This window comes from Klebsiella pasteurii, from assembly GCF_018139045.1.
GTDB lineage: Bacteria > Pseudomonadota > Gammaproteobacteria > Enterobacterales > Enterobacteriaceae > Klebsiella > Klebsiella grimontii.
Window position 1 is genome coordinate 2,685,240 of the sequence record NZ_CP073236.1, and the last position, 23,915, is coordinate 2,709,154.

The window sequence follows — 23,915 nt, forward strand, 5'->3', positions numbered from 1 at the left end:
AACCGGCCCGCCGCGGGCCGGCTTCATTTATTTCATACTCGCCGCAATCAGCTCCACGTTGTGACGCAGCATTTTCACGTAGCTGTCCGCCACGCCGCCCGGTTTAGAGAGCGCTTCAGGGTAGAGCTCTCCCCCCGGCTGCGCGCCCGTTGCGCTGGCAATCTGTTTAACCAGTCTTGGATCAAGCTGATTTTCCATAAACCAGGTATGCACCTCGTCGGCTTTAATCTGTTTGATTAAGGCCGCCACCTGCGCCGCGCTGGCTTCACTTTCCGAAGACAATCCCTGCGGCGCGAGGAAGGTCACACCATAGGCGCGGCCAAAATAGCCGAACGCGTCGTGGCTGGTCAGAACCTTACGCTTTGCCTGCGGAATGGCGCTGAACCGATCTTTTGCCCAGCGATCGATCTCATTGAGCTGGCTGATATAGCGCTGACCGGATGCCTCCAGCGCCGACTTATCTTCCGGGTCGGCTTTCACCAGGGCGTTGAGGATATTCTGCGCATACAGCGCACCGTTCGCGGCGCTGTTCCACGCGTGCGGATCGGTTACCGTTGCGCCATCTTCTTCCAGCGTATGGGTTTTTACGCCGTCGGAAGCCACCACCAGCTCGCCTTTAAACCCCGATGCCTTAATCAGCCTGTCCAGCCAGCCTTCCAGCCCCAGGCCGTTCACCACCACCACATCGGCTTTGCTCAGCAGCGCGCTGTCTTTCGGCGAGGGTTCAAAGGTGTGCGGGTCGCCGTCCGGCCCTACCAGCGTATCCACATGCACATGTTCGCCGCCAATCTGCTGCACCATATCGCCTAATACGGAAAAACTACTCACCACGTTTAGGGTTTTCGCCATCACCCCGTGCGATGCCAAACCCAGCGCCAGCGCTAGCCATATCCCGGTACGTTTCATCATATTCCTTACCCCATTAATTTGCGCCAGCCGACAACCAGCCGGCTGCGCGTGCCAAAAAACACCGATATAAAAAAGATGCCGCTGGCAGTCAGCACAATGGCGGGCCCGGCAGGCAGGTTTGCCGCCCACGACAGGCTCAGCCCCATCCACGCGCAAAAACCGCCAATGAGCGCCGCCAGCAGCAGAATGCCCGGCAGCGTCCGCGCCCAGCATCGCGCCGCGACCGCGGGCAGCATCATGACCCCCACTGCCATCAGCGTGCCGAGCACCTGAAACCCGGCCACCAGATTGAGAACCAGCAGGGCGAGGAACAGGCCGTGCAGCAGCGCAGGCAACCTTCGTGCATTGACCTGAAGCCAGACGCTGTCGAAGGCTTCGCTGACCAGGCCGCGATAAAACAGGGCGATGCAGATCAGCGTCAGGCTGGCGACGCCGCTCACAAACAACGCAGAATCGCTGTCCACCGCCAGAATCGAGCCGAACAGCAGATGCAGCAGATCGACGTTAGAGCCGCGCAGCGAGACCAGCGTCACGCCCAGCGCCAGGGAGCCAAGATAAAATCCGGCAAAGCTGGCATCCTCTTTTAAAGGCGTGCGTCGGCTGACCCACCCCGCCACCAGCGCGACCGCAATCCCGGCGATAAAACCGCCGACGGTCATCGCCAGCAGCGACATCCCGTTAAGTAGATAGCCCGCGGCCACACCCGGCAAAATCGCATGCGAGAGCGCATCGCCCATCAGGCTCATGCGGCGTAAAAGCAAGAAGACGCCGAGCATGGTGGTGCTCAGGGACAACGCCAGGCACACCACCAGCGCGCGGCGCATAAAGCCAAATTCGATAAAGGGCTGAATGAAGGTATGCCAGATCATGCCAGCCTCGCGCCGTGAAAGGCGGGCAGCACATCAGGCGTACTGCCCCAGCGGGCGCGCTGCGGCGTCAGCAGCATCGTTTCCGGGAAATAGTCGGCGACCCGCTGGTTATCGTGCAGCACCGCCAGAATCGTCTGCCCCTGCTGATGCATTTCCAGGATCAGCGCCATCAGCTCGCGGCAGGTGGCTTCGTCGATGCCGGTAAACGGTTCGTCGAGCATCACCAGCGGCGCGCGCTGCACCATCACCCGCGCGAACAGCATGCGCTGAAACTGACCGCCGGAGAGCTCCTCAATCGGCGTTTTCGCCATCGTTAACAGCCCCACCCGCTCTATGGCTGCGACGATGCGCTGACGCCCCCCTCCTCCGAGCCCACGCAGCAGCGATACGCACGGCCAGGTCCCCTGGCTGACGACATCCTGCACCGTGAGCGGAAACTGCGACTCCAGCGCATGCCGCTGCGCCAGCCAGCCGATAACCGGCCGTCCGTCGCGCCAGTTCAGGCGGCCGCTGACCGGCGGAATAAATCCGGCCAGCGTCTTTAACAGCGTCGATTTGCCGCAGCCGTTCAGGCCGACGATAGCGGTCATACTCCCCGCTGCAATCGCGCCGCTCAGCGACGGCGTGATCGCCAGCCCTTCATAGCCAGCCACCAGATGATCGAGCTCAATCATGGCAGCGATACCGCCCACCAGGTTGCCAGCCACAGAGCGGCCAGCAGCACGCAGGCCATCCCCAGCCGGGCTATACCTGATGTCATCAATAAGGAAGTCAATGTTAACGCCTCAATAAAATGTTATAACATAACAATATTAAAAGAAGCGCGGAATGTAAATTGGCGTCAACAAAAGGAAATGCTGCAAAATGTTACAGACTCCTCTCCGCACGGAGAGGAGCGCAGAAGGCGGGATTACTGCATGCGGGCCTGAGAAACCGCCAGCCCCAGCTGCCAGACGGCCATCGCATAATGGGTGCTGTGGTTATAGCGGGTGATGGTGTAGAAGTTCGGCAGGCCGTACCAGTACTGGTAGCCTGTGCCGATATCCAGACGCAGCAGGCTCGCCTGCTGATGGTTACCCAGCGGCTGAGTCGGGGTAAGTCCTGCCGCCGCCAGCTGCGAGACGCTGTATTTGGTTTTGAACCCATTGTTCAGCCCAGGCGCCTGGCCCAGCGCCTGTACCGCCACCAGATCGCCGCTCACCCAGCCGTGCTGCTTGAAGTAATTCGCCACGCTGCCAATCGCATCGACCGGATCCCACAGGTTGATATGCCCGTCGCCGTTAAAGTCCACCGCGTACTGCCTGTAAGAAGAAGGCATAAACTGACCGTAGCCCATCGCGCCGGCGAAGGAGCCTTTCAGATCGAGCGGGTCGTCCTGTTCGCTGCGCGCCATCAGCAGGAACGTTTCCAGCTCGCTGGAGAAGTACTCGGCGCGGCGCGGATAGTTAAACGACAGCGTCGCCAGCGCATCAAGGATGCGGGTTTTCCCCATCACCCGCCCCCAGCGGGTCTCGACGCCAATAATCCCGACGATAATCTCCGGCGGCACGCCGTATACCTGGTACGCGCGGTTGAGCGCATCCTGATACTGGTTCCAGAACGCCACGCCGTTCTGCACGTTATCCGGGGTAATAAACTGCTTTTTGTAGCGCAGCCAGGCGCCGTTTGGCCCTGACGGCGGCAGTCCGGTGGGCGCCTGACGGTCCATCAGACGCAGCACGTAGTCCAGGCGTTTGGCCTGGGAGAGGATTTGATGCAGCTGCTGTCGGTCGAAGCCGTGCTTGCTCACCATTTTATCAATGAACTGTTCCGCCGCCGGGTTATTGGCGAAATCGCCGCTCATCTCCATCACGTTATGCTGCGGCTCGAGTAAAAAACCGCCCGTACCGCCCGCCATTTCCTTTTCCGCAGGAGTTTGAGGTTTGCTGCTGCAGGCAGCGAGGAGAACGCACAGGGGGAGTAAAGCCAGGGAACGACGCTTCAACATGGGACATCCATTTAACAAATCGGCAAGGGGTAATTATGGTAAAGCATGCGCCCGCTCACAAGGAAGCGGCGGCAATGTAAATTCTTTTTTATCGCCTTTTTTCCTCTCGCCCCGTCGGATCCTTCGTTCACTTCAGCCACAATCTTTCAAAATAAAATATTTATCTTTCATTTTGCGATCAATATAACAATTTCAAACCTTTTAAAATGATTAAAATTAGCTGCCAGTTAGCAAGAAAAATAACACGCTGAAGGAGAGAACAATGATTGAAGTCGTTACCCACGGCGCCGAATGGTTTATCGGCCTGTTTCAGAAGGGAGGCGAGGTGTTCACCGGTATGGTCACCGGGATCCTGCCTTTGCTGATCAGTCTGCTGGTGATCATGAACGCGCTGATCAACTTTATTGGTCAGCAGCGGATCGAAAAGCTGGCGCAGCGCTGCGCCGGTAATCCGATCTCCCGCTACCTGCTGCTGCCCTGCATCGGCACCTTCGTTTTCTGTAACCCGATGACCCTGAGCCTTGGGCGCTTTATGCCCGAGAAATACAAACCGAGCTACTACGCGGCGGCCTCCTACAGCTGCCACTCAATGAACGGCCTGTTTCCGCACATCAACCCCGGCGAACTGTTCGTCTATCTGGGGATTGCCAACGGGCTAACCACCCTCGGTCTGCCGTTAGGGCCGCTGGCGGTGAGCTATCTGCTGGTGGGCCTGGTGACGAACTTCTTCCGCGGCTGGGTGACCGACCTGACCACGTCGATTTTTGAGAAAAAAATGGCTATCCAGCTTGAGCAGAAAGTGCATCTGTCAGGAGCGACATCATGACCCGTATTCGCATTGAAAAAGGCGCCGGCGGCTGGGGCGGCCCGCTCGAACTCGACGCCGTTGCCGGTAAAAAGATTGTCTATATCACCGCGGGCACCCGCCCGGCGATCGTCGATAAAATTGCCCGCCTCACCGGCTGGCAGGCGGTCGATGGCTTCAAAGAGGGCGAACCGCCGGAAGCGGAAATCGGCGTGGTGATTATCGACTGCGGCGGCACCCTGCGCTGCGGTATCTACCCGAAGCGCCGCATTCCGACCATTAATATTCACGCGACCGGCAAATCGGGTCCGCTGGCGCAGTACATCGTCGAAGATATTTACGTTTCCGGCGTCAAAGAGGAGAACATTATCGCGCTGGAAGATGGCGACTCCCCGGCCCCGCAGGCCGCGCCTGTTCAGCCGGCGGCCCGCGACTATGACACCAGCAAGAAAATAACCGAGCAGAGCGACGGCCTGCTGGCCAAAGTTGGAATGGGGATGGGTTCGGTCGTGGCGGTGCTGTTCCAGGCCGGTCGCGACACCATCGATACGGTGCTGAAAACTATTCTGCCGTTTATGGCCTTCGTCGCGGCGCTGATCGGCATCATCATGGCCTCCGGCATCGGCGACTGGATTGCCCACGGCCTGGCGCCGCTCGCCAGCCATCCGCTGGGCCTCGTCACCCTGGCGCTGATCTGCTCTTTCCCGCTGCTGTCGCCGTTTCTCGGCCCCGGCGCGGTCATCGCCCAGGTCATCGGCGTGCTGATTGGCGTACAGATTGGCCTTGGCAATATTCCGCCGCACCTCGCCCTGCCCGCGCTGTTCGCCATTAACGCCCAGGCCGCCTGCGACTTTATCCCGGTTGGCCTGTCGCTGGCGGAAGCGCGCCAGGACACCGTGCGCGTCGGCGTACCGTCGGTACTGGTGAGCCGCTTCCTGACCGGCGCGCCAACGGTGCTGATCGCCTGGTTCGTTTCCGGATTTATTTACCAATAAGAGGTTCCTGAAGATGACCGTGATTTACCAGACCACCATTACCCATATCGGCGCCAGCGCGGCGATGGCGCTGGACGAGCAGATGCTGATCACCTTCCGCGAAGGCGCCCCGGCCGATATCGAAGAGTACTGCTTTATTCACAACCACGGCGAGCTGTCCGGCGCGCTGGTGCCGGGTGCGGAGCTGCAGCTTGGCGAGATGCGCTACCCGGTCACCGCCGTCGGCGACGTCGCCGAGCAGAACCTGCGCGAGCTGGGCCATATCACGCTGCGCTTTGACGGTCACCGCGAAGCGGAATTCCCCGGAACCGTACACGTGGCTGGCCCGGTGCCGGAGGGCATCGCCGCCGGCTGCGTACTGAAATTTGTTGCTTAAGCTGTAAGGAGAAAAGTATGAATCAGGTTGCTGTTGTCATCGGTGGGGGACAAACCTTAGGGGAGTTTCTGTGTCGCGGGCTTGCCGCGGAAGGCTATCGCGTGGCGGTGGTCGATATTCAAAGCGATAAAGCGTCCCGCGTCGCGCAGTCAATTAACGCGGAATATGGCGAAGGAACGGCGTGGGGCTTCGGCGCGGACGCCACCAGCGAAGCCAGCGTCGTCGCCCTCGCCCGCGGGGTGGACGACATTTTTTCCCGCGTCGACCTGCTGGTCTATAGCGCCGGGATCGCTAAAGCGGCGTTTATCAGCGATTTCGCACTGGGGGATTTCGACCGCTCGCTGCAGGTGAATCTGGTGGGCTACTTCCTTTGCGCCCGCGAGTTTTCCCGCCTGATGATCCGCGACGGCATTAAAGGACGCATTATTCAGATCAATTCTAAATCCGGCAAAGTGGGCAGCAAGCATAACTCCGGCTATAGCGCGGCGAAGTTCGGCGGCGTGGGGCTGACGCAGTCGCTGGCGCTGGACCTCGCGGAGTACGGGATTACCGTGCACTCCCTGATGCTCGGCAACCTGCTGAAGTCGCCGATGTTCCAGTCTCTCCTGCCGCAGTACGCCACCAAGCTGGGGATCCCGGAGGAGCAGGTCGAGCAGTATTACATCGACAAAGTCCCGCTGAAGCGCGGATGCGATTACCAGGACGTACTTAACGTGTTGATGTTTTATGCCAGTCCGCAGGCTTCGTACTGCACCGGCCAGTCCATTAACGTCACCGGCGGGCAGGTGATGTTTTAAAACAGGATTCCCGGATTGCGCTGCGCTTACCCGGGCTACAAAACCGGCAACCCGCGCCGGTCCGTAGCCCGGGTAAGGCGCACGCGCCGCGACCCGGGTCTTCCCTACACCACACTTTATGGAGACTTTTATGGTTACCGTACTTATCACCGTCGCCGCCATCGCCTGGATAACCCAGCTCGCCTTTGGCGGCTGGCAAATCCGGCAGTTCAATCGCGCGTTCGACCGGTTGTGCCAGCAGGGCCGCGTCGGCGTGGGCCGTTCCTCGGGGCGGTTCAAGCCGCGGGCCGTTGTCGCCATTGCCGTCGACGAAGACGACCGCATCCGCGATACGCTGTTAATGAAAGGCCTCACCGTCTTCGCCAGGCCGCAAAAAATTCCCGCCCTCACCGGTAAGCATCTCAAGGAATTGCAGCCTGATGTGATCTTTCCCAATGATCCGCTCTGTCAGAATGCACTATCATTAGCGCTTAATCCGAAACATGGATAATTTCGTTGTGAACGTTAATATCTTGCGAAATTATCATTTCGAAACTTTAAACGCAGGATACAACGCCTATGAAACCACGTCAGCGCCAGGCAGCCATTCTCGAGCACCTGCAAACGCAGGGTAAATGCTCGGTCGAAGAGCTGGCGCAACACTTCGACACCACCGGCACCACCATCCGTAAGGATCTGGTGATCCTTGAGAATGCCGGTACCGTTATCCGCACTTACGGCGGCGTGGTGTTAAATAAAGACGAGGCCGATCCGCCCATCGACCACAAAACGCTGATCAACACCCATAAAAAAGAGCGGATTGCCGAAGCCGCGGTCAGCTTTATTCACGATGGCGACTCGATCATTCTTGATGCCGGCAGTACGGTGCTGCAAATGGTGCCGATGCTCAGCCGCTTCAACAACATCACCGTGATGACCAACAGCCTGCATATCGTCAACGCCCTCTCCGAACTGGATAATGAACAAACCATCCTGATGCCGGGCGGCACGTTTCGCAAAAAATCGGCCTCTTTTCACGGCCAACTGGCGGAAAATGCCTTCGAACAATTCAGCTTCGACCGCCTGTTTATGGGCACCGACGGCATTGATTTAATCGCCGGCGTCACCACCTTTAATGAGGTTTATACGGTTAGCAAAGCGATGTGCAATGCCGCCCGCGAAGTTATCCTGATGGCTGACTCGTCAAAGTTTGGCCGCAAAAGTCCCAATATCGTCTGCGGCCTCGAGAGCGTGGACAAACTGATTACCGATGCCGATATCAGCCCGGAATTTAAGCGGGCGCTGGAAGACAAAGGCATCGAAGTCATTATTACTGGAGAACATCATGAGTAACTTTCTGTTAGAAGCCGGACGCCAGACCCTAATGCTGGAGCTTCAGGAGGCGAGCCGCCTGCCTGAACGCCTGGGCGACGACTTCATCCGCGCAGCGGAAACCATCATCCACTGCGAGGGCAAACTGGTGGTCTCCGGTATCGGCAAATCGGGCCATATCGGTAAAAAACTGGCCGCCACCTTCGCCAGCACCGGCACCCCGGCATTTTTCGTCCACCCGGCGGAAGCGCTGCACGGCGATCTCGGAATGCTCGACAGCCGCGACGTGATGCTGTTTATCTCCTACTCCGGCAGCGCCAAAGAGCTGGATCTTATCGTCCCGCGCCTGGAGGAAAAATCCATTCCGCTGCTGGCGATGACCGGTAAATCCACTTCGCCGCTGGCGCTGGCGGCTAAAGCGGTGCTTGATATTGCCGTAGAGCGTGAAGCCTGTCCGATGCACCTCGCGCCGACCTCCAGTACCGTCAATACCCTGATGCTCGGCGACGCGCTGGCCATGGCGGTGATGCAGGCCCGCGGCTTTAACGAAGAAGATTTCGCCCGTTCGCACCCGGCCGGCGCGCTGGGCGCGCGGCTGCTGAACAAAGTTCACCATCTGATGCGCCGCGACGGCGACGTGCCGCGCGTCGCCAACGACACCAGCGTGATGGACGCGATGCTCGAACTCAGCCGCACCGGCCTGGGGTTGGTGGCAGTCTGCGATGAACGTAATCACGTGCAGGGCGTGTTTACCGACGGCGACCTGCGCCGCTGGCTGGTGGGCGGCGGCAGCTTACAGGATATCGTCAGCCAGGCGATGACCCGCAACGGCGTTACTCTGCAGGCGGAAAGCCGCGCGATAGAAGCCAAAGAGCGCCTGATGAAGCACAAAATCAGCGCCGCTCCGGTGGTGGATGAAAACGGCCAACTGGTCGGCGCGATTAACCTGCAGAATTTTTATCAGGCCGGGATCCTTTAAGCCCCAGACGCTTCGCCAGCCGGTGCAGGTTGGCGACATCGAGCCCCAGCGCGCGGGCGGCGCCGGCCCAGCTGCGGCCATTAGCCGCCAGCGCGCTGGCTATCGCTTCGCGCTGGAACGCCTCCGTCGCCTCGCGCAGGCTCACCGCTTCCGCCGCCGGATGCGGACTGACGCTCGGCAAGACCGGCGCTTCCCCGGCCAGTTGAAAGTGCTGCGGCTCCAGCGCGATGTCATTACCCGCCTGCGTCGCCCGCGCCAGCACCACCGCCCGATGAATAGCGTGCTCCAGCTCGCGCACGTTGCCCGGCCATGGCCAGGCCAGCAGTCTGGCCCGCGTCGCCTCGCTTAAAATCACCTGCGCCAGCCCCATGCGTAAACGGCACTGTTCGCAGAAATAACCAGCCAGCAGCACCACGTCATTTTCCCGTTCGCGCAGCGCCGGAACCGACAGCGGAAACACGCTCAGACGATGATACAGGTCGGCGCGAAAACGCCCCTCCACTACCTCCTGACGCAGGTCGCGGTTGGTGGCCGCCAGCACCCGCACATCAACCCGCAGGCTGCGATCGTCGCCGACGCGCTGAATATCGCCATACTGCAGCACCCGCAGCAGCTTGGCCTGCAGCGCCAGCGAAAGCTCGCCGATTTCATCGAGGAACAGCGTCCCGTTGTCCGCCATTTCAAATTTGCCGCTGCGGTTGCTGATCGCCCCGGTAAACGCCCCTTTGACGTGGCCAAACAGCTCGCTCTCCGCCACGCTCTCCGGCAGGGCCGCGCAGTTGAGATAGACCAGCGGATTGGCCGCTCGCGGCGATCCCTGATGTACCGCTTTCGCCACCAGCTCTTTGCCGGTGCCGGTCTCGCCGCTAATCAGCACGTTTAAGTCGGAAGCCGCGACGATGTCGATCTCCTTCTTGAGCTGCAGCATCGGCGCCGACAGGCCAATGATCTCCTGACGTTCGGCCGGCGGGTAAACGATAGCCTGCTCCGGCAGCACGTTTTGGTTCTCCAGCCGGGCGATCAGCAGCGCGTTATTGAGCGCCCCGGCCACCAGGGCGGCAATCAGGCGCAGCTCCTCGTCGCTGAAGCTGTCAAAACGGTCCGCATCCATGCCGTCGAGGGTGAGCGCGCCAATCAGGGTTTGCCCGGCAAACAGCGGCAGGCCGACGCAGGCGTGTACCTTCAGGCTCTCCTGACCGGGGATCAGGCCATCGTAAGGGTCCGGTAGATCGCTGTCCGCCGGGAAACGCACCACGTCCCCCGCGCGGGCAATCGCCTCCAGCCGCGGGTGGCCTTCAAGGGCAAAGCGCCTGCCAAGCACGTCCTGGGCCAGGCCATCAATCGCCAGCGGCACAAACTGGTGCGCTTCGTAGCGCAGCAGCGCCGAAGCATCACAGCCAAGTATCTGCCGCAGGGTGGTAATCAGCCGCGAAAAACGGTCGGCGTGGCCGAGATCGCTTTGTAAATCAATGGCTATTTTCGCCAGGGCCTCGACGGAGAAACTCATTGTCGCCTCATAGTCATTCTGACAACCCACATAGTCATATCGACTATTTTAACCATTGTCATTTTGACATCAACAGATTTAACAAAAAACACAAAAAACTTTAAATTCAATTAGTTAAAAATTTGGCACGCAACTTGATATAAGCAAAACATCTTATTTGAACACTGCTGAATTAATTGAGGTTGCTATGTCTATTCTGGTTAAAAATAACATTCATTGGGTTGGCCAGCGCGACTGGGAAGTGCGTGATTTCCACGGGACGGAATACAAAACGCTGCGCGGCAGCAGCTACAACAGCTATCTCCTCCGCGAAGAGAAAAATGTGCTGATCGATACCGTCGATCATAAATTCAGCCGCGAATTCGTGCAGAACCTGCGCGGCGAAATCGATCTCGCCGATATCGATTACATCATTATTAACCATGCGGAAGAGGACCATGCCGGCGCGCTGACCGAACTGATGACGCAGATCCCGGACACCCCGATTTACTGTACCGCCAACGCCATCGACTCTATCAACGGACACCATCATCACCCGGAGTGGAATTTTAAGGTGGTGAAAACCGGCGACAGCCTGGATATCGGCAACGGCAAACAGCTGATTTTCGTGGAAACCCCGATGTTGCACTGGCCGGATAGCATGATGACCTATATGACCGGCGACGCGGTGCTGTTCAGCAATGACGCCTTCGGCCAGCACTACTGCGATGAGCATCTGTTTAATGATGAAGTTGATCAGATTGAACTTTATGAGCAGTGCCAGCGCTACTATGCCAACATTCTGACTCCGTTCAGCCGCCTGGTGACGCCGAAAATTACCGAAATCCTCGGCTTTAATCTGCCGGTGGATATGATTGCGACCTCCCATGGCGTGGTCTGGCGCGATAACCCGACGCAGATCGTCGAAAAATATCTCGAGTGGGCGGCGGATTATCAGGAAGACCGCATCACCATTTTCTACGACACCATGTCCAACAACACCCGCATGATGGCTGACGCGATAGCCCAGGGCATTACCGACGTGGATCCGCGCGTGGCGGTGAAAATTTTCAATGTCGCCCGCAGCGATAAAAATGAAATCCTGACTAACGTGTTCCGCTCGAAGGGCGTGCTGGTCGGCACCTCAACCATGAATAACGTGATGATGCCGAAAATCGCCGGGCTGGTGGAGGAGATGACCGGCCTGCGTTTCCGTAACAAGCGCGCCAGCGCCTTTGGCTCCCACGGCTGGAGCGGCGGTGCGGTTGACCGCCTGTCCACGCGTTTACAGGATGCGGGCTTTGAAATGTCCCTGAGCCTGAAGGCCAAATGGCGCCCGGATCTCGACGCGCTGGAAGTGTGCCGCGAGCACGGCCGCGAAATCGCCCGCCAGTGGGCCCTCTCCCCGCTGCCGGCGAGCCCGGCTAAACACGCCACGCCTGTGGCAACGCCTTGCGCCGCGCCAGCGGCAGCCGATCTCGGCCCGAAAATGCAGTGCAGCGTTTGCCAGTGGATTTACGACCCCGAACAGGGCGAACCGAACCAGGACGTCCAGCCGGGTACGCCGTGGAGCGAAGTCCCGGATAACTTCCTCTGCCCTGAGTGTTCGCTGGGTAAAGATGTGTTTGACGTTCTGGCATCGGAGGCAAAATGAGTGATGGCATCGTCATCATCGGCTCGGGCTTCGCGGCCCGTCAGCTGGTGAAAAATATTCGCAAGCAGGACCCGAATATCCCGCTGACCCTGATCGCCGCCGACAGCATGGATGAGTACAACAAACCGGATCTCAGCCATGTGGTCAGCCGCGGGCAGAACGCCGACGACCTGACCCTGCAAACGGCGGGCGAGTTTGCCGAGCAGTACAATCTGCGCCTGTTTCCGCATACCTGGGTCAGCGATATCGACGCCGATAATCAGGTTGTGAAGAGCCAGGACCGCGAGTGGCGCTATGACAAACTGGTGCTGGCCACCGGCGCAACGCCGTTTATCCCACCGGTGCCGGGCCGCGAACTGATGCTGACCCTCAACAGCCAGCGGGAATACGGTGCGGCGCAAAGCCAGCTGCGCGATGCAAAAAGAGTGCTGATCGTCGGCGGCGGGCTGATTGGCTGCGAGCTGGCGATGGATTTCTGCCGCGCCAGCAAAGCGGTGACGGTGGTGGATAACTCCGCCAGCGTACTGTCGGCCCTGATGCCGCCCGAGGCCAGCAGCCGACTGCAGCATCGTCTGACCGACATGGGCGTGCATCTGATGCTGAAGTCCCAGCTGGAAAGCCTGGCGCAGAGCGCCGACGGGATTCGCGTCACTCTTGACCGCCAGCGTACGGTGACGGTGGATGCGGTGGTCGCCGCCGCCGGTTTACGCCCGGAAACGGCGCTGGCGCGGCATGCGGGTCTGAAAACTCACCGTGGCGTGGTAGTGAACAGCCAGCTGCAAACCAGCCATCCGGCGATTTACGCCCTCGGCGATTGCGCGGAAATCAACGGTATGGTCCTGCCTTTTCTGCAGCCGATTCTGCTGAGCGCCATGTGCCTGGGTAAAAATCTGCTGGCTCAGCAGGGGGAACTGAAGCTGCCGCCGATGCTGGTGAAGGTTAAAACGCCGGATTTACCGCTGCATCTGGCGGGCGATACCCGACGCGAGGATCTGACGTGGAATATCGTTGCCGCCAAAGACGGCCTGGTCGCGAAAGGCGTTGACGCCGAAAACCAGCTGCGCGCTTTTGTGGTCAGCGAGGATCGCATGAAAGATGCTTTTGCCCTGCTCAAACAGCTGGTGAGTTAACCGGGAGGATATGACGTTATTCCCGGGTCGCGGCGTAAACGCCTAACCCGGGCTACCCAATGGCAAGGCGCTCGGGTTTGGTAGCCCGGCTAAGCGTAGCGCGAGCCGGGGAAATGCCCAACCTACCGCGCCAGGTTATCGTATCCGCGCCAGCGGTAGTTGAGCACCGACAGCACCCAGCAGGCCACGAACAGCCCGACCACCACAAAACCGGCGTCGCCGAGATGGTCGTTCAATGCGCCGACCCAGCGCCAGACGCCTCCGCTGAGGGAGAACTTATCCATCAACAGACCCAGCGCTTCCAGACCGCCGATAAACAGCGCCACCACCACCGAGGTGCCGGTAATGGTCATATTGTAATAGAGCTTACGCTGCGGCTTACTGAACGCCCAGCCGTAGGCGCCGACCATCAGCACGTTGTCGAGCGTATCCACCAGCGCCATCCCGCTAGCGAACAGCGCCGGAAAAATCATAATCGACCAAATCGACATCCCGCTCGACGCGCTGGCCGCCGAAATCCCCAGCACGCCGATTTCCGTCGCCGTATCAAAGCCGAGGCCAAACAGAAAGCCCACCAGATACATCTGCCAGCTGCGGCTAATCAGGCGGAAGGTTTTACCGAACAGCCAGCTCATCATGCCGCCGCCGGTCATGACCTCATCGCTCACCTTTTCGCCCTGCTTCCACGCCCGAAAGCTGCGCCAGACGCTGCGCAAAATAACCAGGTTGATAAAGGCCATCACCAGCAGGAACAGCGCCGATACGGCGGTACCGATAACGCTGCCGGTCTCGTGAAACCAGCTCATCTGCTGACCAAACGCGGTGGCGGTCGCGGCAATCGCCGCCGACGCCAGCACCACAATCGACGAATGACCCAGCGAGAACCACGCGCCAACGGCAAAAGGTCGCTTCCCCTGCTGCATCATTTTGCGGGTCACGTTGTCGATCGCCGCGATATGGTCGGCGTCCACCGCGTGGCGCAGACCGTAACCCCAGGCCAGCAGGCTGGCGGCCATCAGCGCGCCGCTACCGCCGAACGCCGCAAATGCCCAGCCCCAGGCCAGCAAATTGGCGGCAATCAATGCCAGCACCAGCGCCGCTGCGCGCGGCTGCTGACGCAAAATCGTCACTATCATATCGGTGTCCTTTAAGCCTGCAGGCGGGCCGCAGCGATAACCGCCTGACCGAGGGCAATCGCGCCATCGCCTGCGGGCAGCTGCTGCGGAAAGAGCAGAGTAAAATCGGCCAGATAAAAGGTCAATCGCGCCGTCAGCAGGCGGTTGTGCAGTACCCCGCCGCCGAAGGCCAGCGTGTGAATATTCCGTGCGTTCGCGCAATCGCGCATCATGGCCGCCAGCCCGCGGGCCAGCGCATCATGAAAGGCCCAGGCTTTTTGCGCCGGGCTCGCCTGCCAGCTCAGCCACCGCTGCCAGAACGTCGCCAGATCCAGTTTTCCATCGCGCCACGGCAGCATCGCCGGATGATCAATCCCTTCGCAGGTCGCCGCCAGCGCTTCCAGACGGCACGCCGCTTCCCCTTCATAGCTCAGGGTGAGCGGGGCGCAGCCCAACGCGCAGGCGACGGCGTCAAACAGACGCCCGCACGACGATGCCTGCGGCGCATTAATACCGCGCTCGATTGCCCGCGCCAGCAGCGGCCAGCTTTGCTGGCGTAGTGCGGCGGTGTCGGCATAATTCTGCCATTCAGGGACGAACGCCAGGCAGTGGGCGAGCAGATTGCGCCACGGCTGACGCGCCGCGAGGTCGCCGCCCGGCAGCGCCACCGCCGGCAGACCGCCGAGATGCTCGCACTCGCGATAGTTGACCCGCAGGCACTCGCCGCCCCACAGCTCACCGTTTTCCCCCATCCCGATACCGTCGAGCGTCAGGGCAATCACGTCGCCGCCCTCCAGCGGCCAGCGGTGCTCGGCCAGGCAGGCGGCAGCGTGGGCATGATGATGCAACACGCGCTCCACCGGCAGCGCCAGCGACGCCGCCCACCGCGAAGCGCGGTAGCCGGGATGGGCGTCGGCAACCACCCGCTGCGGGGTAAAAGCGTAAATCTCCTGCATCAGACGCAGCGCTTGCCGCCACTGCGCCTCGACGCCCTCCTCGTCGAGATCGCCAAAATGCTGGCTGAGCACCGCTTCATCGCCGCGCAGCAGGCAGAATGTATTTTTCATATCCGCGCCGAGAGCCAGCAGCGGCGGTACGTCGTGGAAACCCGGCGGCAGCGCCAGCGCGTCCGGCACGTAGCCGCGGGCGCGGCGCAGCATCTCGCCGCTTTGCCGCACCACGGAATCGTCCATCCGCTGCACAATCTCGCGATTATGCAGCAGAAAACCGTCGGCAATTCCGGCTAAATCCGCCAGCGCCCCGGCGTTGGTTAACGCCGGCGGGCGGCCGCTGAGGTTGCCGGAGGTCATCACTAATGGGCGCGCCAGCGCCTGCGAAAGTAAATGCTGCAGTGGATTAGATGGCAGCATCCCCCCTACTTCCGCAAGCCCTGGCGCAATCTGGTCGCACAGGCCGGCCACCTGCGTTTTCTCCAGCAACACGATCGGCGCGGCGGGAGAGGTCAGCAGCGTCAGCGCCGGTTTGCTGAGCCCCGCCGTTGTCGCCAGCATCACCGCCAGCGGTTTCGCCGGGCGATGCTTGCGCGCCCGCAGCTTCGCGACGGCCTCAGGGTTTCCGGCATCGCACAGCAGATGGAAACCGCCCAACCCCTTCACCGCCACAATATCGCCCGCCAGCAGGCGAGCCGTCGCCGCTTCAAGAGCCGCCTCGCCAAATAAATGCCCCTGCGGGCCGCGCCATTCCAGCTGCGGGCCGCACTCGGCGCAGGCTACCGGCTGCGCGTGAAAGCGGCGATCGGCAGGATCGCCATATTCCGTCGCACAGGCGGAGCAAAGAGGAAACGGCAACATAGAGGTCAGTGGGCGGTCGTAGGGCATAGCGCGAATAATGGTAAAGCGCGGCCCGCAGTGGGTGCAGTTGATAAACGGATAGCGGTAGCGGCGTTCTCGCGGGTTGTTCATCTCAGCCAGGCATGCAGGGCAGGTAGCGGCATCGGGCACAATCTGCGTGCGCATGCTTCCGACTCCGCTTTGGCGAATGGTAAAGCCCGGCGGCTCGGCGGCCCAGACTAATGACGCGGCCGCCGCGCTGTCGATACGCGCCAGCGGTGGGCAGCGCTGGGTTAACGCGCTGAGAAAGGCCGCATCATCGCCGACAAGGCGCACCAGTACGCCGTCGCCGTCGTTGCACACGTCGCCGCGCAGCCCCAGCTGCTGCGCCAGCTGCCAGACGAAGGGGCGGAATCCCACCCCCTGCACTTTACCGCGAATGCGGATTTGCACCCCGTTCATTGCGCGGCCGGATTACCAGGCCAGCGCGGTGCGGCGGCGTTTTTCGATATTCATCTGTTCGAGCCTGTTGCGATCGACGCAAATCAGCGCGTGGGTCGGACAGGCGTCCATACAGGCCGGGCCTTCCTCACGGTGATAGCACAGGTCGCATTTGTTGGCTTCGGCTTTTTCCGCTATCACGTTCAGCCCCGCGCCGCTGTGGCGAATAACCGGGCGCACCACCACTTCCATGGCGCCGTACGGACAGGCCACCACGCAGGTTTTGCAGCCGATGCAGCGCTCCTGCATCACGTGGACGAAGCCCTGGTCGCGGCTGATAGCGCCGTTCGGGCAGACGTTGGCGCACGGGGCGTCCTCGCACTGACGACAGGCGGTGGCCGTCGACACGTTGACGCCTTTGATCACGTGAATACGCGGTAAAAAGGTTTTTGGCGTCAGCGCGGCGCAGTCCTGATTTTCCTGATGAGAGACCACGCAGGCCACTTCACAGGTGCGGCAGCCGATGCATTTGCTCGCGTCGGCGATAATGAAACGGTTCATCCATTTCTCCAGCTGTAAGAAGGTTACGCGCCGGAGTATGCATAATGCGTTCCAATTTTTATGATACTGATATTAAAGGAGATAAATACGGGAGAGACTGTCATCGTCAGTTGTGACGATGACAGCTGACGACGTCAGGCGTGCGGGCCGGGGACCATTGAGTCGCGTTCAATCAGCTCGCCGGAAAAGGTTTGCTGAAATTTAAAATCGCCGCCGTCGAGCATAAAGATCAGCCGGTTGATGCTCTCTTTGATCATCTCCGTCACCGGGACTTTGACGCTGGAGAGCGCCGGCACCATAAACGGCGCCAGCGCGATATCGTCAAAGCCCACCACCGAAACCTGCTCCGGCACCTTAACGCCGAGCTGATGCAGCTGTTTCATCGCGCCAACCGCCATATCGTCGTTGCTCGCCACCAGCGCGCTGTAGCCGACGCGGCGCTGGCGCAGCGTCTCGACTCCCGCCGCGCCGGTTTCCGGCGACCAGCGCCCTTCGACGATCAGATCGTTATTCGGCGTAATGCCGTGGCGGGCCAGCGCGTCTTTATAGCCCGAGAGACGCTCGACGCCGGTTGGCGAATCCAGCGAACCGGTAATAAACGCGATTTGCCGATGACCCAGCGCGATAAGCTTTTCCACCGCCATCATCGCCGAGGCTTTTTGATCGGACCAGACGCAGTGGCTGGCGTTGCGGCGCAGGCGGCGGTTGAGCACCATAATCGGCCGCTCATGATTTTCGATAATCTCATCCATCTCATCAACGCTGAGAAAGCGTGGATAGATAATAATCGCATCGCAGCGCAGATCGAGCAGATACTGAATAGCCTCGCGCTCCTCCTCCGCGCTGTGCTTGCCGTCGGCGAGGATCAGCTGCCGCCCTTTGTCTTCGGTCATCCGCGCCACGTGGTAAAGCAGTTCGCTGAAATAGACGCCGTGATAAAGGGTGTTGGTCACCACCAGCCCGAGGGTCTGCGTCTTTTTCGTCGCCAGGTTGCGCGCCAGCAGATTCGGCCGGTAACCGCTTTCGGCCACCGCCTGGAAGACGCGATCTTTGGTCTCCTGGCTGACATAGCCGTTCCCCGACAGCACCCGCGAAACGGTGGCCTTCGACACCCCCGCGCGCTTCGCTACCTCCAGCATCGTTGCCATGTGGTTATTCCTGTTGCCAATGTTGCCCGCAGTGTACTGCACGCGCTGCGCTTTTTCAGCATTTGTGCGTCTCCCGCGCTGATGCGCACACAGCGATCAAAATCACAAAATCGAGATCTTATTTTTTTATTTCTTGTATGCATTCATGAAACTAATCATGATTTTGTGGAACCGGTTTCCTATGTATGCATGATGCCGCTCCGCTTTCCGGCGCGGTGACAAGCCAGTATCCCATTGATAAACAGGATAAAATCCGATGTCTAAAAATTATGCAGCTCTGGCGCAGCAGATTGTGGCGGCAATTGGCGGCGCAGATAACGTGGCCGCCGTCACCCACTGCATGACCCGCCTGCGTTTTGTGGTCAAAGACAACGAGCGGGTCGACAGCGCCACCCTCAAAGGGCTAAAAGGCGTACTCGGCGTCGTGCGTAGCGATAACCAGTGCCAGGTCATCATCGGCAATACCGTCTCCCAGGCCTACCGCGAGGTGGTCACCCTGCTGCCGGGAGAACTGCGCCCTGCCGAACCGCAGGGAAAACCGCCGATCACCCTGAAGCGCATCGGTGCCGGGATCCTCGACGCGCTGATCGGCACTATGTCGCCGCTGATCCCGGCAATTATCGGCGGATCGATGGTCAAGCTGCTGGCGATGATCTTAGAGATGACCGGCGCGCTGCCCAAAGGCGCGCCAACGCTGACTATTCTGACGGTTATCGGCGACGGCGCGTTCTTCTTCCTGCCGCTGATGGTTGCGGCTTCCGCGGCGGTGAAGTTCAAAACCAATATGTCGCTGGCGATTGCGATTGCCGGGGTGCTGGTGCACCCGAGCTTTATCGAGCTGATGGCCAAAGCCGCCCAGGGCGAGCACGTGGAGTTCGCCTTTATTCCTGTGACGGCGGTGAAATACACCTATACCGTGATCCCGGCGCTGGTGATGACATGGTGCCTCTCTTATATCGAACGCTGGGTCGACCGTATCACCCCGGCGGTGACGAAAAACTTCCTCAAGCCGATGCTGATAGTGCTGATTGCCGCCCCGCTGTCGATTCTGCTGATTGGCCCGCTCGGCATCTGGATCGGTAGCGCCATTTCCGCGCTGGTCTATACGATCCACAGCTACCTCGGCTGGCTGTCGGTGGCGATTATGGGCGCCCTGTGGCCGCTGCTGGTGATGACCGGGATGCACCGCGTCTTCACGCCGACTATCATTCAGACCATCGCCGAAACCGGCAAAGAGGGCATGGTGATGCCGTCGGAAATCGGCGCCAACCTGTCGCTGGGCGGCTCATCGCTGGCGGTGGCGTGGAAAACCAAAAACCCGGAGCTGCGCCAGACGGCGCTGGCTGCCGCGGCTTCCGCGATTCTGGCGGGGATTTCCGAACCGGCGCTGTACGGCGTGGCGGTGCGGCTGAAGCGACCGCTAATCGCCAGCCTGATCAGCGGCTTTATCTGCGGCGCGGTGGCCGGCATTGCCGGGCTCGCCAGCCACTCAATGGCGGCGCCGGGCCTGTTTACCAGCGTCCAGTTTTTCGACCCGGCCAATCCGATGACCATCGTCTGGGTCTTTGGCGTCATGGCGCTGGCGGTAGTGCTGTCGTTTGTCCTGACGCTGATGCTCGGCTTTGAAGATATTCCGCAAGAAGAAGCCGCCGCCGACGCCAGACAGCGTCAGGTCGGCGCCCAGGCTTCTCACGCCTGAACACCATTTTATTAACGAGGTAATGCATGGCGACTTTTCCACAGGGATTTTTATGGGGCGGCGCACTGGCCGCCAACCAGTCCGAAGGGGCATATCTGGAGGGCGGCAAAGGGCCGACCACCGTCGATATGATTCCCCACGGCGCGCACCGCCTGGCGGTCAAGCTGGGGCAGGAGAAACGCTTCGCGCTGCGCGACGATGAGTTCTACCCGAGCCACGAGGCGATCGATTTTTATCATCGTTATAAAGAAGATATCGCCCTGATGGCCGAGATGGGCTTTAGCGTCTTCCGCACCTCTATCGCCTGGAGCCGCCTGTTTCCAAAAGGTGATGAACAAGAGCCGAACCCGGAAGGGATCGCCTTTTATCGCTCGCTGTTCGAGGAGTGTAAAAAGCATAATATCGAGCCACTGGTGACGCTGTGCCATTTCGACGTGCCGATGCACCTGGTTACCGAATACGGCTCCTGGCGCAATCGAAAAATGGTGGAGTTCTTCACCCGCTACGCCCGTACCTGTTTTGAAGCTTTTGATGGGTTAGTGAAGTACTGGCTTACCTTCAATGAAATCAACATTATGCTGCATAGCCCATTCTCCGGCGCCGGTCTGGTGTTTGAAGAGGGGGAAAATCAGGAGCAGGTGAAATACCAGGCCGCCCATCATGAACTGGTCGCCAGCGCCTTAGCGACCAAAATCGCCCACGAGGTGAATTCGCAAAATCAGGTCGGCTGTATGCTGGCGGGCGGCAATTTCTACCCTTACTCCTGTAAGCCGGAAGACGTGTGGATGGCGCTGGAGAAAGATCGCGAGAACTTGTTCTTTATCGATGTCCAGGCGCGCGGCGCGTATCCGGTGTGGGCGGCGCGGGTATTCCGCGAGAAAGGTGTGACCATCGCCAAAGAAGCGGGCGATGATGAAATCCTGCGCCATACCGTCGATTTCGTCTCCTTCAGCTACTACGCTTCGCGCTGCGCGTCGGCGGAGATGAACGCCGGCAACACCAACGCCGCCAATATTGTTAAGTCACTGAAGAACCCGCATATTCAGGCCAGCGAATGGGGCTGGGGCATCGACCCGCTCGGCCTGCGCATCACCATGAATATGATGTATGACCGCTACCAGAAACCGCTGTTCCTTGTGGAAAACGGTCTCGGCGCGCGGGATGAGATTGACGCTAACGGCGAGATTAACGACGACTACCGCATCAGCTATCTGCGCGAGCATATTAAGGCGATGGGCGACGCCATCGCGGATGGCATTCCGGTGATGGGCTACACCAGCTGGGGCTGTATCGATCTGGTGTCCGCCTCCACCGGCGAGATGAGCAAGCGCTACGGCTTTGTCTACGTCGACCGCGACGACGCCGGTCACGGCACGCTGGCGCGGAGACGTAAGAAGTCGTTCTGGTGGTATAAGAAGGTGATTGCCAGCAACGGGGAAGATTTGGCGTAGTGTGCCCCGCGGACTGAGGGATGCTCAGCCTGGCAAACACCTGCAACACGGAAATTTCCCCGGCTCGCGCTGCGCTTAGCCGGGCTACAGGTTCATCAACGCTCGCGGACCGGTAGCCCGGACAGTAGCCGTAGCCCGAGTAGGGCGTTTACGCCGCGACCCGGGGAAAAAAGTAAACTTGCTCCCCCTGACCAAACTCCCGGCTCGCGCTGCGCTTAGCCGGGGAACGCCGGCTCTTCTGCGGCTTCAAGTGCCGCAAAACCGCCCTGCCCCTGCCAGCCATCAAGCCGCGCGTACACCACCTCGACCGCGTCCTTAATCGGCTGGGTCATTGGGTAATAAAAGCCGACGATATCCGGCTGAATGCCTAAGAAAATCACCTCGCCGATATCCTCTTTTAGCTGATCGATCAGATAGTTGAGCGGCATATTGTGGGTAGTCATCATAAACATCTCGGCAATATCATCCGGGTCGACGATGCGGATCTCGCCGGGATTCAGCCCCATATCGGTGGCATCGACGATCAGCAGGCGCTCAGGGCGCAGCTCGCGAATGGCGACAATATCGTTTTCCGGCGCGCTGCCGCCGTCAATCACCACCCACTCGCCGACGGGATTAGCCGCGCACATCTCCGCCAGCAGCGGGCCTGCGCCGTCGTCGCCCATCATGCTATTGCCAACACAGAGTAAAACGTCAGTCACGGAGTCTCCTCACCATCAGGTAGATGGCGCTTTCCTGGTGAATATCATGCAGCATGCTGAGCAGGGTTTTGCTCCACGCCTGCTGCTCGGGGGTCTGCCGGGCCTGCGCTTTATCAAAAGCGTTGGCCAGCATCGTCACATGATTGCTATCGATCACGATCTCGCCGTACTTCGGCACGCCTTCCATTTTACGCCGCGCGACGCTGCCCTCTTCGAGGGTCGCAATCCACGCCAGATACGCCTGCCACGGGCAGCTCAGCGCCGCCTCGAGGCAGTCGATGACGCCGAGGTGGTGGCCAATCGCCAGGCTGTAATAGACCACCTGCTGCGCCTGGTCAGGCGTCGCGTCGTTCTCATCAATAAATTTACGGCTCAGCTGACTGAACACCACCGTCTCGCTCATCGGATACGCGCTCCCTCGACCACCTGGTTCAGGTGGGTGACGATCTCGGTCAGACGCGGATCTTTTTCCGCCTCCAGCCAGCGCACCACCTGGCTATCGCCCTGCGCCAGCAGGCGCATATAGTCGTCGGCAATCTGGCGACCATAGCGATAGCCCGCCAGGCGACGCGCTTCGCGGTCAATGCGCACCCGCAGCGGCTGTACCATATCCGGGTGCAGAAGCTCGGTCGGCCGTTCATCCTGCTCGCCCGGCAGACGGGCGTGGATTTTCTGCTCCAGCAGGCCCAGCGCCATCGCGAAGCCGTACAGCGTCGCGGCAGGCGTCGGCGGGCAGCCGGGAATATAGACGTCTACCGGCACGATTTTATCGGTCCCGCCCCACACGCAGTAGAGGTCGTGGAAAATGCCGCCGCTGTTGCCGCAGGCGCCGTAGGAGATACAGATTTTCGGGTCCGGCGCGGACTGCCACGCGCGCAGCGCGGGAGAACGCATCGCCCGGGTCACCGCCCCGGTAAACAACAGAATATCGGCGTGACGCGGCGACGGCACCACTTTGATACCAAAACGCTCGGCGTCGAACAGCGGCGACAGGGTAGCGAAAATCTCGATTTCGCAGCCGTTGCAGCCGCCGCAGTCCACCCGATAGACGTAGGCGGAACGCTTAATTTTTTTCAGCAGCGAGGCCTTCATGCTGGCGATGGATTCATCCACCGTCATCGGCACCGGAATGCCGTTTTCATCGCGCGGGCCTAATAAATTGCTCATCAGCTGGCCTCTCTCATATGGCGAGTCAGTTCAATACGGTCGGACGGCACCAGGCACTTCTGGCGTTTACACTCCGGGCAGGTCTCAAAACTTTCGCGATGCAGCTCGGCGCGGCTGTCGCCGTTGTGTTTGAGCAGCGCGATGGCGTAGTCGATCTCTTTCTGTACGGCGAACGGCCGTTCACATACCCGACAGTGGCAGATGGCAAAACGCGACTGCTGGAGGAAATCCTCTTTTTTCCACACCGCCAGCTCGTACTCCTGAGAGAGCCTAATCGCCGCCGTCGGGCAGACCTCTTCGCAGCGTCCGCAGAAGATGCAGCGCCCGAGGTTGAACTGCCACCCCAGTTGATTGGTGGCCAGATCGGTCTCCACCGTCAGGGCGTTCGACGGGCAGGCGTTAACGCAGGCGGCGCAGCCGATGCACTGCTGCGGATTATGCTCCGGTTTGCCGCGGAAGTTTTTATCCACCGGCATCGGCTCCAGCGGGTATGAGTGCGTCGCGGTGCCGGTTTTGATGACTTTTTTAATAAAGGTAAACATGG

Annotated in this window: 24 protein-coding genes; 11 read left to right on the forward strand and 13 right to left on the reverse strand. The window is 60.1% G+C overall.

Annotated elements, in window-relative coordinates:
• Positions 1-27 precede the first annotated feature (27 nt).
• From KCG39_RS12550 to mltB, 4 genes are all read right to left on the reverse strand, one after another.
• Positions 28-906, reverse strand: a complete 879-nt coding sequence (locus tag KCG39_RS12550; protein ID WP_004124008.1) for a metal ABC transporter substrate-binding protein — start codon at positions 904-906, stop codon at positions 28-30.
• Between the two features lie 8 nt (positions 907-914).
• Positions 915-1,778: a metal ABC transporter permease gene (locus KCG39_RS12555; RefSeq protein WP_004124010.1), complete on the reverse strand. Its 864-nt coding sequence runs from the start codon at positions 1,776-1,778 to the stop codon at positions 915-917.
• A complete protein-coding gene (locus tag KCG39_RS12560) occupies positions 1,775-2,485 on the reverse strand; it encodes a metal ABC transporter ATP-binding protein (protein ID WP_162626111.1) in 711 nt (236 codons plus the stop codon). Before KCG39_RS12560 ends, KCG39_RS12555 begins: the two co-directional genes overlap by 4 nt.
• A 203-nt stretch (positions 2,486-2,688) precedes the next feature.
• Positions 2,689-3,765 carry a lytic murein transglycosylase B gene (gene mltB, locus KCG39_RS12565; protein WP_009651581.1) on the reverse strand — a complete coding sequence of 359 codons (1,077 nt, stop codon included), beginning with the start codon at positions 3,763-3,765 and terminating at the stop codon, positions 2,689-2,691.
• A gap of 262 nt (positions 3,766-4,027) precedes the next feature.
• On the opposite strand from mltB, the gene srlA reads away from it, so the two are divergent.
• The 7 genes from srlA to gutQ all read left to right on the forward strand — a co-directional run bounded on the left by srlA (position 4,028) and on the right by gutQ (position 9,028).
• The gene (gene srlA / locus KCG39_RS12570; RefSeq protein WP_004104818.1) at positions 4,028-4,591 is read left to right on the forward strand and encodes a PTS glucitol/sorbitol transporter subunit IIC; all 564 of its coding nucleotides are present in this window, start codon (positions 4,028-4,030) and stop codon (positions 4,589-4,591) included.
• The gene (srlE, locus tag KCG39_RS12575) at positions 4,588-5,565 is read left to right on the forward strand and encodes a PTS glucitol/sorbitol transporter subunit IIB (protein ID WP_211811620.1); all 978 of its coding nucleotides are present in this window, start codon (positions 4,588-4,590) and stop codon (positions 5,563-5,565) included. Before srlA ends, srlE begins: the two co-directional genes overlap by 4 nt.
• A 13-nt stretch (positions 5,566-5,578) precedes the next feature.
• The gene (gene srlB, locus KCG39_RS12580; protein ID WP_004124022.1) at positions 5,579-5,941 is read left to right on the forward strand and encodes a PTS glucitol/sorbitol transporter subunit IIA; all 363 of its coding nucleotides are present in this window, start codon (positions 5,579-5,581) and stop codon (positions 5,939-5,941) included.
• 17 nt (positions 5,942-5,958) lie between these two features.
• Entirely contained in the window at positions 5,959-6,738 is a 780-nt protein-coding gene (gene srlD / locus KCG39_RS12585) for a sorbitol-6-phosphate dehydrogenase (protein WP_004124038.1), read from the forward strand.
• Positions 6,739-6,868: 130 nt separating this feature from the next.
• Positions 6,869-7,228 (forward strand): transcriptional regulator GutM, encoded by a 360-nt coding sequence (gene gutM / locus KCG39_RS12590; protein WP_139529000.1) that lies wholly within the window; start codon positions 6,869-6,871, stop codon positions 7,226-7,228.
• Positions 7,229-7,296: 68 nt separating this feature from the next.
• Positions 7,297-8,070: a glucitol operon DNA-binding transcriptional repressor SrlR gene (gene srlR, locus KCG39_RS12595; RefSeq protein ID WP_004124044.1), complete on the forward strand. Its 774-nt coding sequence runs from the start codon at positions 7,297-7,299 to the stop codon at positions 8,068-8,070.
• Complete coding sequence (gene gutQ / locus KCG39_RS12600; protein ID WP_004104827.1) at positions 8,063-9,028, forward strand: arabinose-5-phosphate isomerase GutQ; 966 nt, start codon at positions 8,063-8,065, stop codon at positions 9,026-9,028. The genes srlR and gutQ overlap by 8 nt, the downstream gene beginning before the upstream one ends.
• Here gutQ and norR read toward each other — a convergent pair.
• Complete coding sequence (norR, locus tag KCG39_RS12605) at positions 8,991-10,535, reverse strand: nitric oxide reductase transcriptional regulator NorR (protein WP_057173199.1); 1,545 nt, start codon at positions 10,533-10,535, stop codon at positions 8,991-8,993. The genes gutQ and norR overlap by 38 nt on opposite strands.
• A 187-nt stretch (positions 10,536-10,722) precedes the next feature.
• On the opposite strand from norR, the gene norV reads away from it, so the two are divergent.
• Together norV and norW are read left to right on the forward strand one after the other, a co-directional pair.
• The gene (norV, locus tag KCG39_RS12610) at positions 10,723-12,168 is read left to right on the forward strand and encodes an anaerobic nitric oxide reductase flavorubredoxin (protein WP_123828888.1); all 1,446 of its coding nucleotides are present in this window, start codon (positions 10,723-10,725) and stop codon (positions 12,166-12,168) included.
• The gene (gene norW, locus KCG39_RS12615; RefSeq protein ID WP_142446825.1) at positions 12,165-13,298 is read left to right on the forward strand and encodes an NADH:flavorubredoxin reductase NorW; all 1,134 of its coding nucleotides are present in this window, start codon (positions 12,165-12,167) and stop codon (positions 13,296-13,298) included. Before norV ends, norW begins: the two co-directional genes overlap by 4 nt.
• Positions 13,299-13,420: 122 nt before the next feature.
• Here the strand turns inward: norW and KCG39_RS12620 are convergent, their stop codons facing one another.
• From KCG39_RS12620 to KCG39_RS12635, 4 genes are all read right to left on the reverse strand, one after another.
• Positions 13,421-14,434, reverse strand: coding sequence for a HoxN/HupN/NixA family nickel/cobalt transporter (locus tag KCG39_RS12620; protein WP_139529003.1), 1,014 nt, complete (start codon positions 14,432-14,434; stop codon positions 13,421-13,423).
• Positions 14,435-14,445: 11 nt separating this feature from the next.
• The gene (hypF, locus tag KCG39_RS12625; protein WP_142468447.1) at positions 14,446-16,665 is read right to left on the reverse strand and encodes a carbamoyltransferase HypF; all 2,220 of its coding nucleotides are present in this window, start codon (positions 16,663-16,665) and stop codon (positions 14,446-14,448) included.
• A gap of 12 nt (positions 16,666-16,677) precedes the next feature.
• Positions 16,678-17,205: an electron transport protein HydN gene (gene hydN / locus KCG39_RS12630; protein ID WP_004124065.1), complete on the reverse strand. Its 528-nt coding sequence runs from the start codon at positions 17,203-17,205 to the stop codon at positions 16,678-16,680.
• A 134-nt stretch (positions 17,206-17,339) separates the two neighbouring features.
• Entirely contained in the window at positions 17,340-18,353 is a 1,014-nt protein-coding gene (locus KCG39_RS12635) for a LacI family DNA-binding transcriptional regulator (RefSeq protein ID WP_049113981.1), read from the reverse strand.
• A gap of 256 nt (positions 18,354-18,609) precedes the next feature.
• Between KCG39_RS12635 and ascF the strand changes: the two genes are divergently transcribed.
• Positions 18,610-20,052, forward strand: coding sequence for a PTS cellobiose/arbutin/salicin transporter subunit IIBC (gene ascF, locus KCG39_RS12640; protein ID WP_142446826.1), 1,443 nt, complete (start codon positions 18,610-18,612; stop codon positions 20,050-20,052).
• Positions 20,053-20,078: 26 nt separating this feature from the next.
• The gene (locus tag KCG39_RS12645; RefSeq protein ID WP_142446827.1) at positions 20,079-21,503 is read left to right on the forward strand and encodes a 6-phospho-beta-glucosidase; all 1,425 of its coding nucleotides are present in this window, start codon (positions 20,079-20,081) and stop codon (positions 21,501-21,503) included.
• Positions 21,504-21,718: 215 nt separating this feature from the next.
• Here KCG39_RS12645 and hycI read toward each other — a convergent pair whose 3' ends face one another.
• From hycI to KCG39_RS12665, 4 genes are read right to left on the reverse strand one after another with little or no spacing between them, the layout of a single operon-like run.
• Positions 21,719-22,204 (reverse strand): hydrogenase maturation peptidase HycI, encoded by a 486-nt coding sequence (gene hycI, locus KCG39_RS12650; RefSeq protein ID WP_004124080.1) that lies wholly within the window; start codon positions 22,202-22,204, stop codon positions 21,719-21,721.
• Positions 22,197-22,607, reverse strand: coding sequence for a formate hydrogenlyase maturation HycH family protein (locus tag KCG39_RS12655; protein ID WP_049115891.1), 411 nt, complete (start codon positions 22,605-22,607; stop codon positions 22,197-22,199). Before KCG39_RS12655 ends, hycI begins: the two co-directional genes overlap by 8 nt.
• On the reverse strand, positions 22,604-23,371 hold the full coding sequence (locus KCG39_RS12660; RefSeq protein WP_004124084.1) for an NADH-quinone oxidoreductase subunit B family protein: 768 nt from the start codon (positions 23,369-23,371) through the stop codon (positions 22,604-22,606). Before KCG39_RS12660 ends, KCG39_RS12655 begins: the two co-directional genes overlap by 4 nt.
• On the reverse strand, positions 23,371-23,913 hold the full coding sequence (locus tag KCG39_RS12665; RefSeq protein WP_004124086.1) for a formate hydrogenlyase complex iron-sulfur subunit: 543 nt from the start codon (positions 23,911-23,913) through the stop codon (positions 23,371-23,373). Before KCG39_RS12665 ends, KCG39_RS12660 begins: the two co-directional genes overlap by 1 nt.
• Positions 23,914-23,915: the final 2 nt, after the last annotated feature.

Excerpts from the sequence above, each read along its gene's own strand:
- ascF (WP_142446826.1), top strand. The coding sequence starts at position 18,610 with ATGTCTAAAAATTATGCAGCTCTGGCGCAGCAGATTGTGGCGGCAATT.
- KCG39_RS12645 (WP_142446827.1), top strand. The coding sequence starts at position 20,079 with ATGGCGACTTTTCCACAGGGATTTTTATGGGGCGGCGCACTGGCCGCC.
- srlR (WP_004124044.1), top strand. The coding sequence starts at position 7,297 with ATGAAACCACGTCAGCGCCAGGCAGCCATTCTCGAGCACCTGCAAACG.
- srlD (WP_004124038.1), top strand. The coding sequence starts at position 5,959 with ATGAATCAGGTTGCTGTTGTCATCGGTGGGGGACAAACCTTAGGGGAG.
- srlB (WP_004124022.1), top strand. The coding sequence starts at position 5,579 with ATGACCGTGATTTACCAGACCACCATTACCCATATCGGCGCCAGCGCG.
- norR (WP_057173199.1), bottom strand. The coding sequence starts at position 10,535 with ATGAGTTTCTCCGTCGAGGCCCTGGCGAAAATAGCCATTGATTTACAA.
- gutQ (WP_004104827.1), top strand. The coding sequence starts at position 8,063 with ATGAGTAACTTTCTGTTAGAAGCCGGACGCCAGACCCTAATGCTGGAG.
- norW (WP_142446825.1), top strand. The coding sequence starts at position 12,165 with ATGAGTGATGGCATCGTCATCATCGGCTCGGGCTTCGCGGCCCGTCAG.
- KCG39_RS12620 (WP_139529003.1), bottom strand. The coding sequence starts at position 14,434 with ATGATAGTGACGATTTTGCGTCAGCAGCCGCGCGCAGCGGCGCTGGTG.
- gutM (WP_139529000.1), top strand. The coding sequence starts at position 6,869 with ATGGTTACCGTACTTATCACCGTCGCCGCCATCGCCTGGATAACCCAG.
- norV (WP_123828888.1), top strand. The coding sequence starts at position 10,723 with ATGTCTATTCTGGTTAAAAATAACATTCATTGGGTTGGCCAGCGCGAC.
- srlE (WP_211811620.1), top strand. The coding sequence starts at position 4,588 with ATGACCCGTATTCGCATTGAAAAAGGCGCCGGCGGCTGGGGCGGCCCG.
- KCG39_RS12635 (WP_049113981.1), bottom strand. The coding sequence starts at position 18,353 with ATGGCAACGATGCTGGAGGTAGCGAAGCGCGCGGGGGTGTCGAAGGCC.
- KCG39_RS12655 (WP_049115891.1), bottom strand. The coding sequence starts at position 22,607 with ATGAGCGAGACGGTGGTGTTCAGTCAGCTGAGCCGTAAATTTATTGAT.
- mltB (WP_009651581.1), bottom strand. The coding sequence starts at position 3,765 with ATGTTGAAGCGTCGTTCCCTGGCTTTACTCCCCCTGTGCGTTCTCCTC.
- KCG39_RS12660 (WP_004124084.1), bottom strand. The coding sequence starts at position 23,371 with ATGAGCAATTTATTAGGCCCGCGCGATGAAAACGGCATTCCGGTGCCG.
- srlA (WP_004104818.1), top strand. The coding sequence starts at position 4,028 with ATGATTGAAGTCGTTACCCACGGCGCCGAATGGTTTATCGGCCTGTTT.
- KCG39_RS12665 (WP_004124086.1), bottom strand. The coding sequence starts at position 23,913 with ATGTTTACCTTTATTAAAAAAGTCATCAAAACCGGCACCGCGACGCAC.
- hydN (WP_004124065.1), bottom strand. The coding sequence starts at position 17,205 with ATGAACCGTTTCATTATCGCCGACGCGAGCAAATGCATCGGCTGCCGC.
- hypF (WP_142468447.1), bottom strand. The coding sequence starts at position 16,665 with ATGAACGGGGTGCAAATCCGCATTCGCGGTAAAGTGCAGGGGGTGGGA.
- KCG39_RS12550 (WP_004124008.1), bottom strand. The coding sequence starts at position 906 with ATGAAACGTACCGGGATATGGCTAGCGCTGGCGCTGGGTTTGGCATCG.
- KCG39_RS12555 (WP_004124010.1), bottom strand. The coding sequence starts at position 1,778 with ATGATCTGGCATACCTTCATTCAGCCCTTTATCGAATTTGGCTTTATG.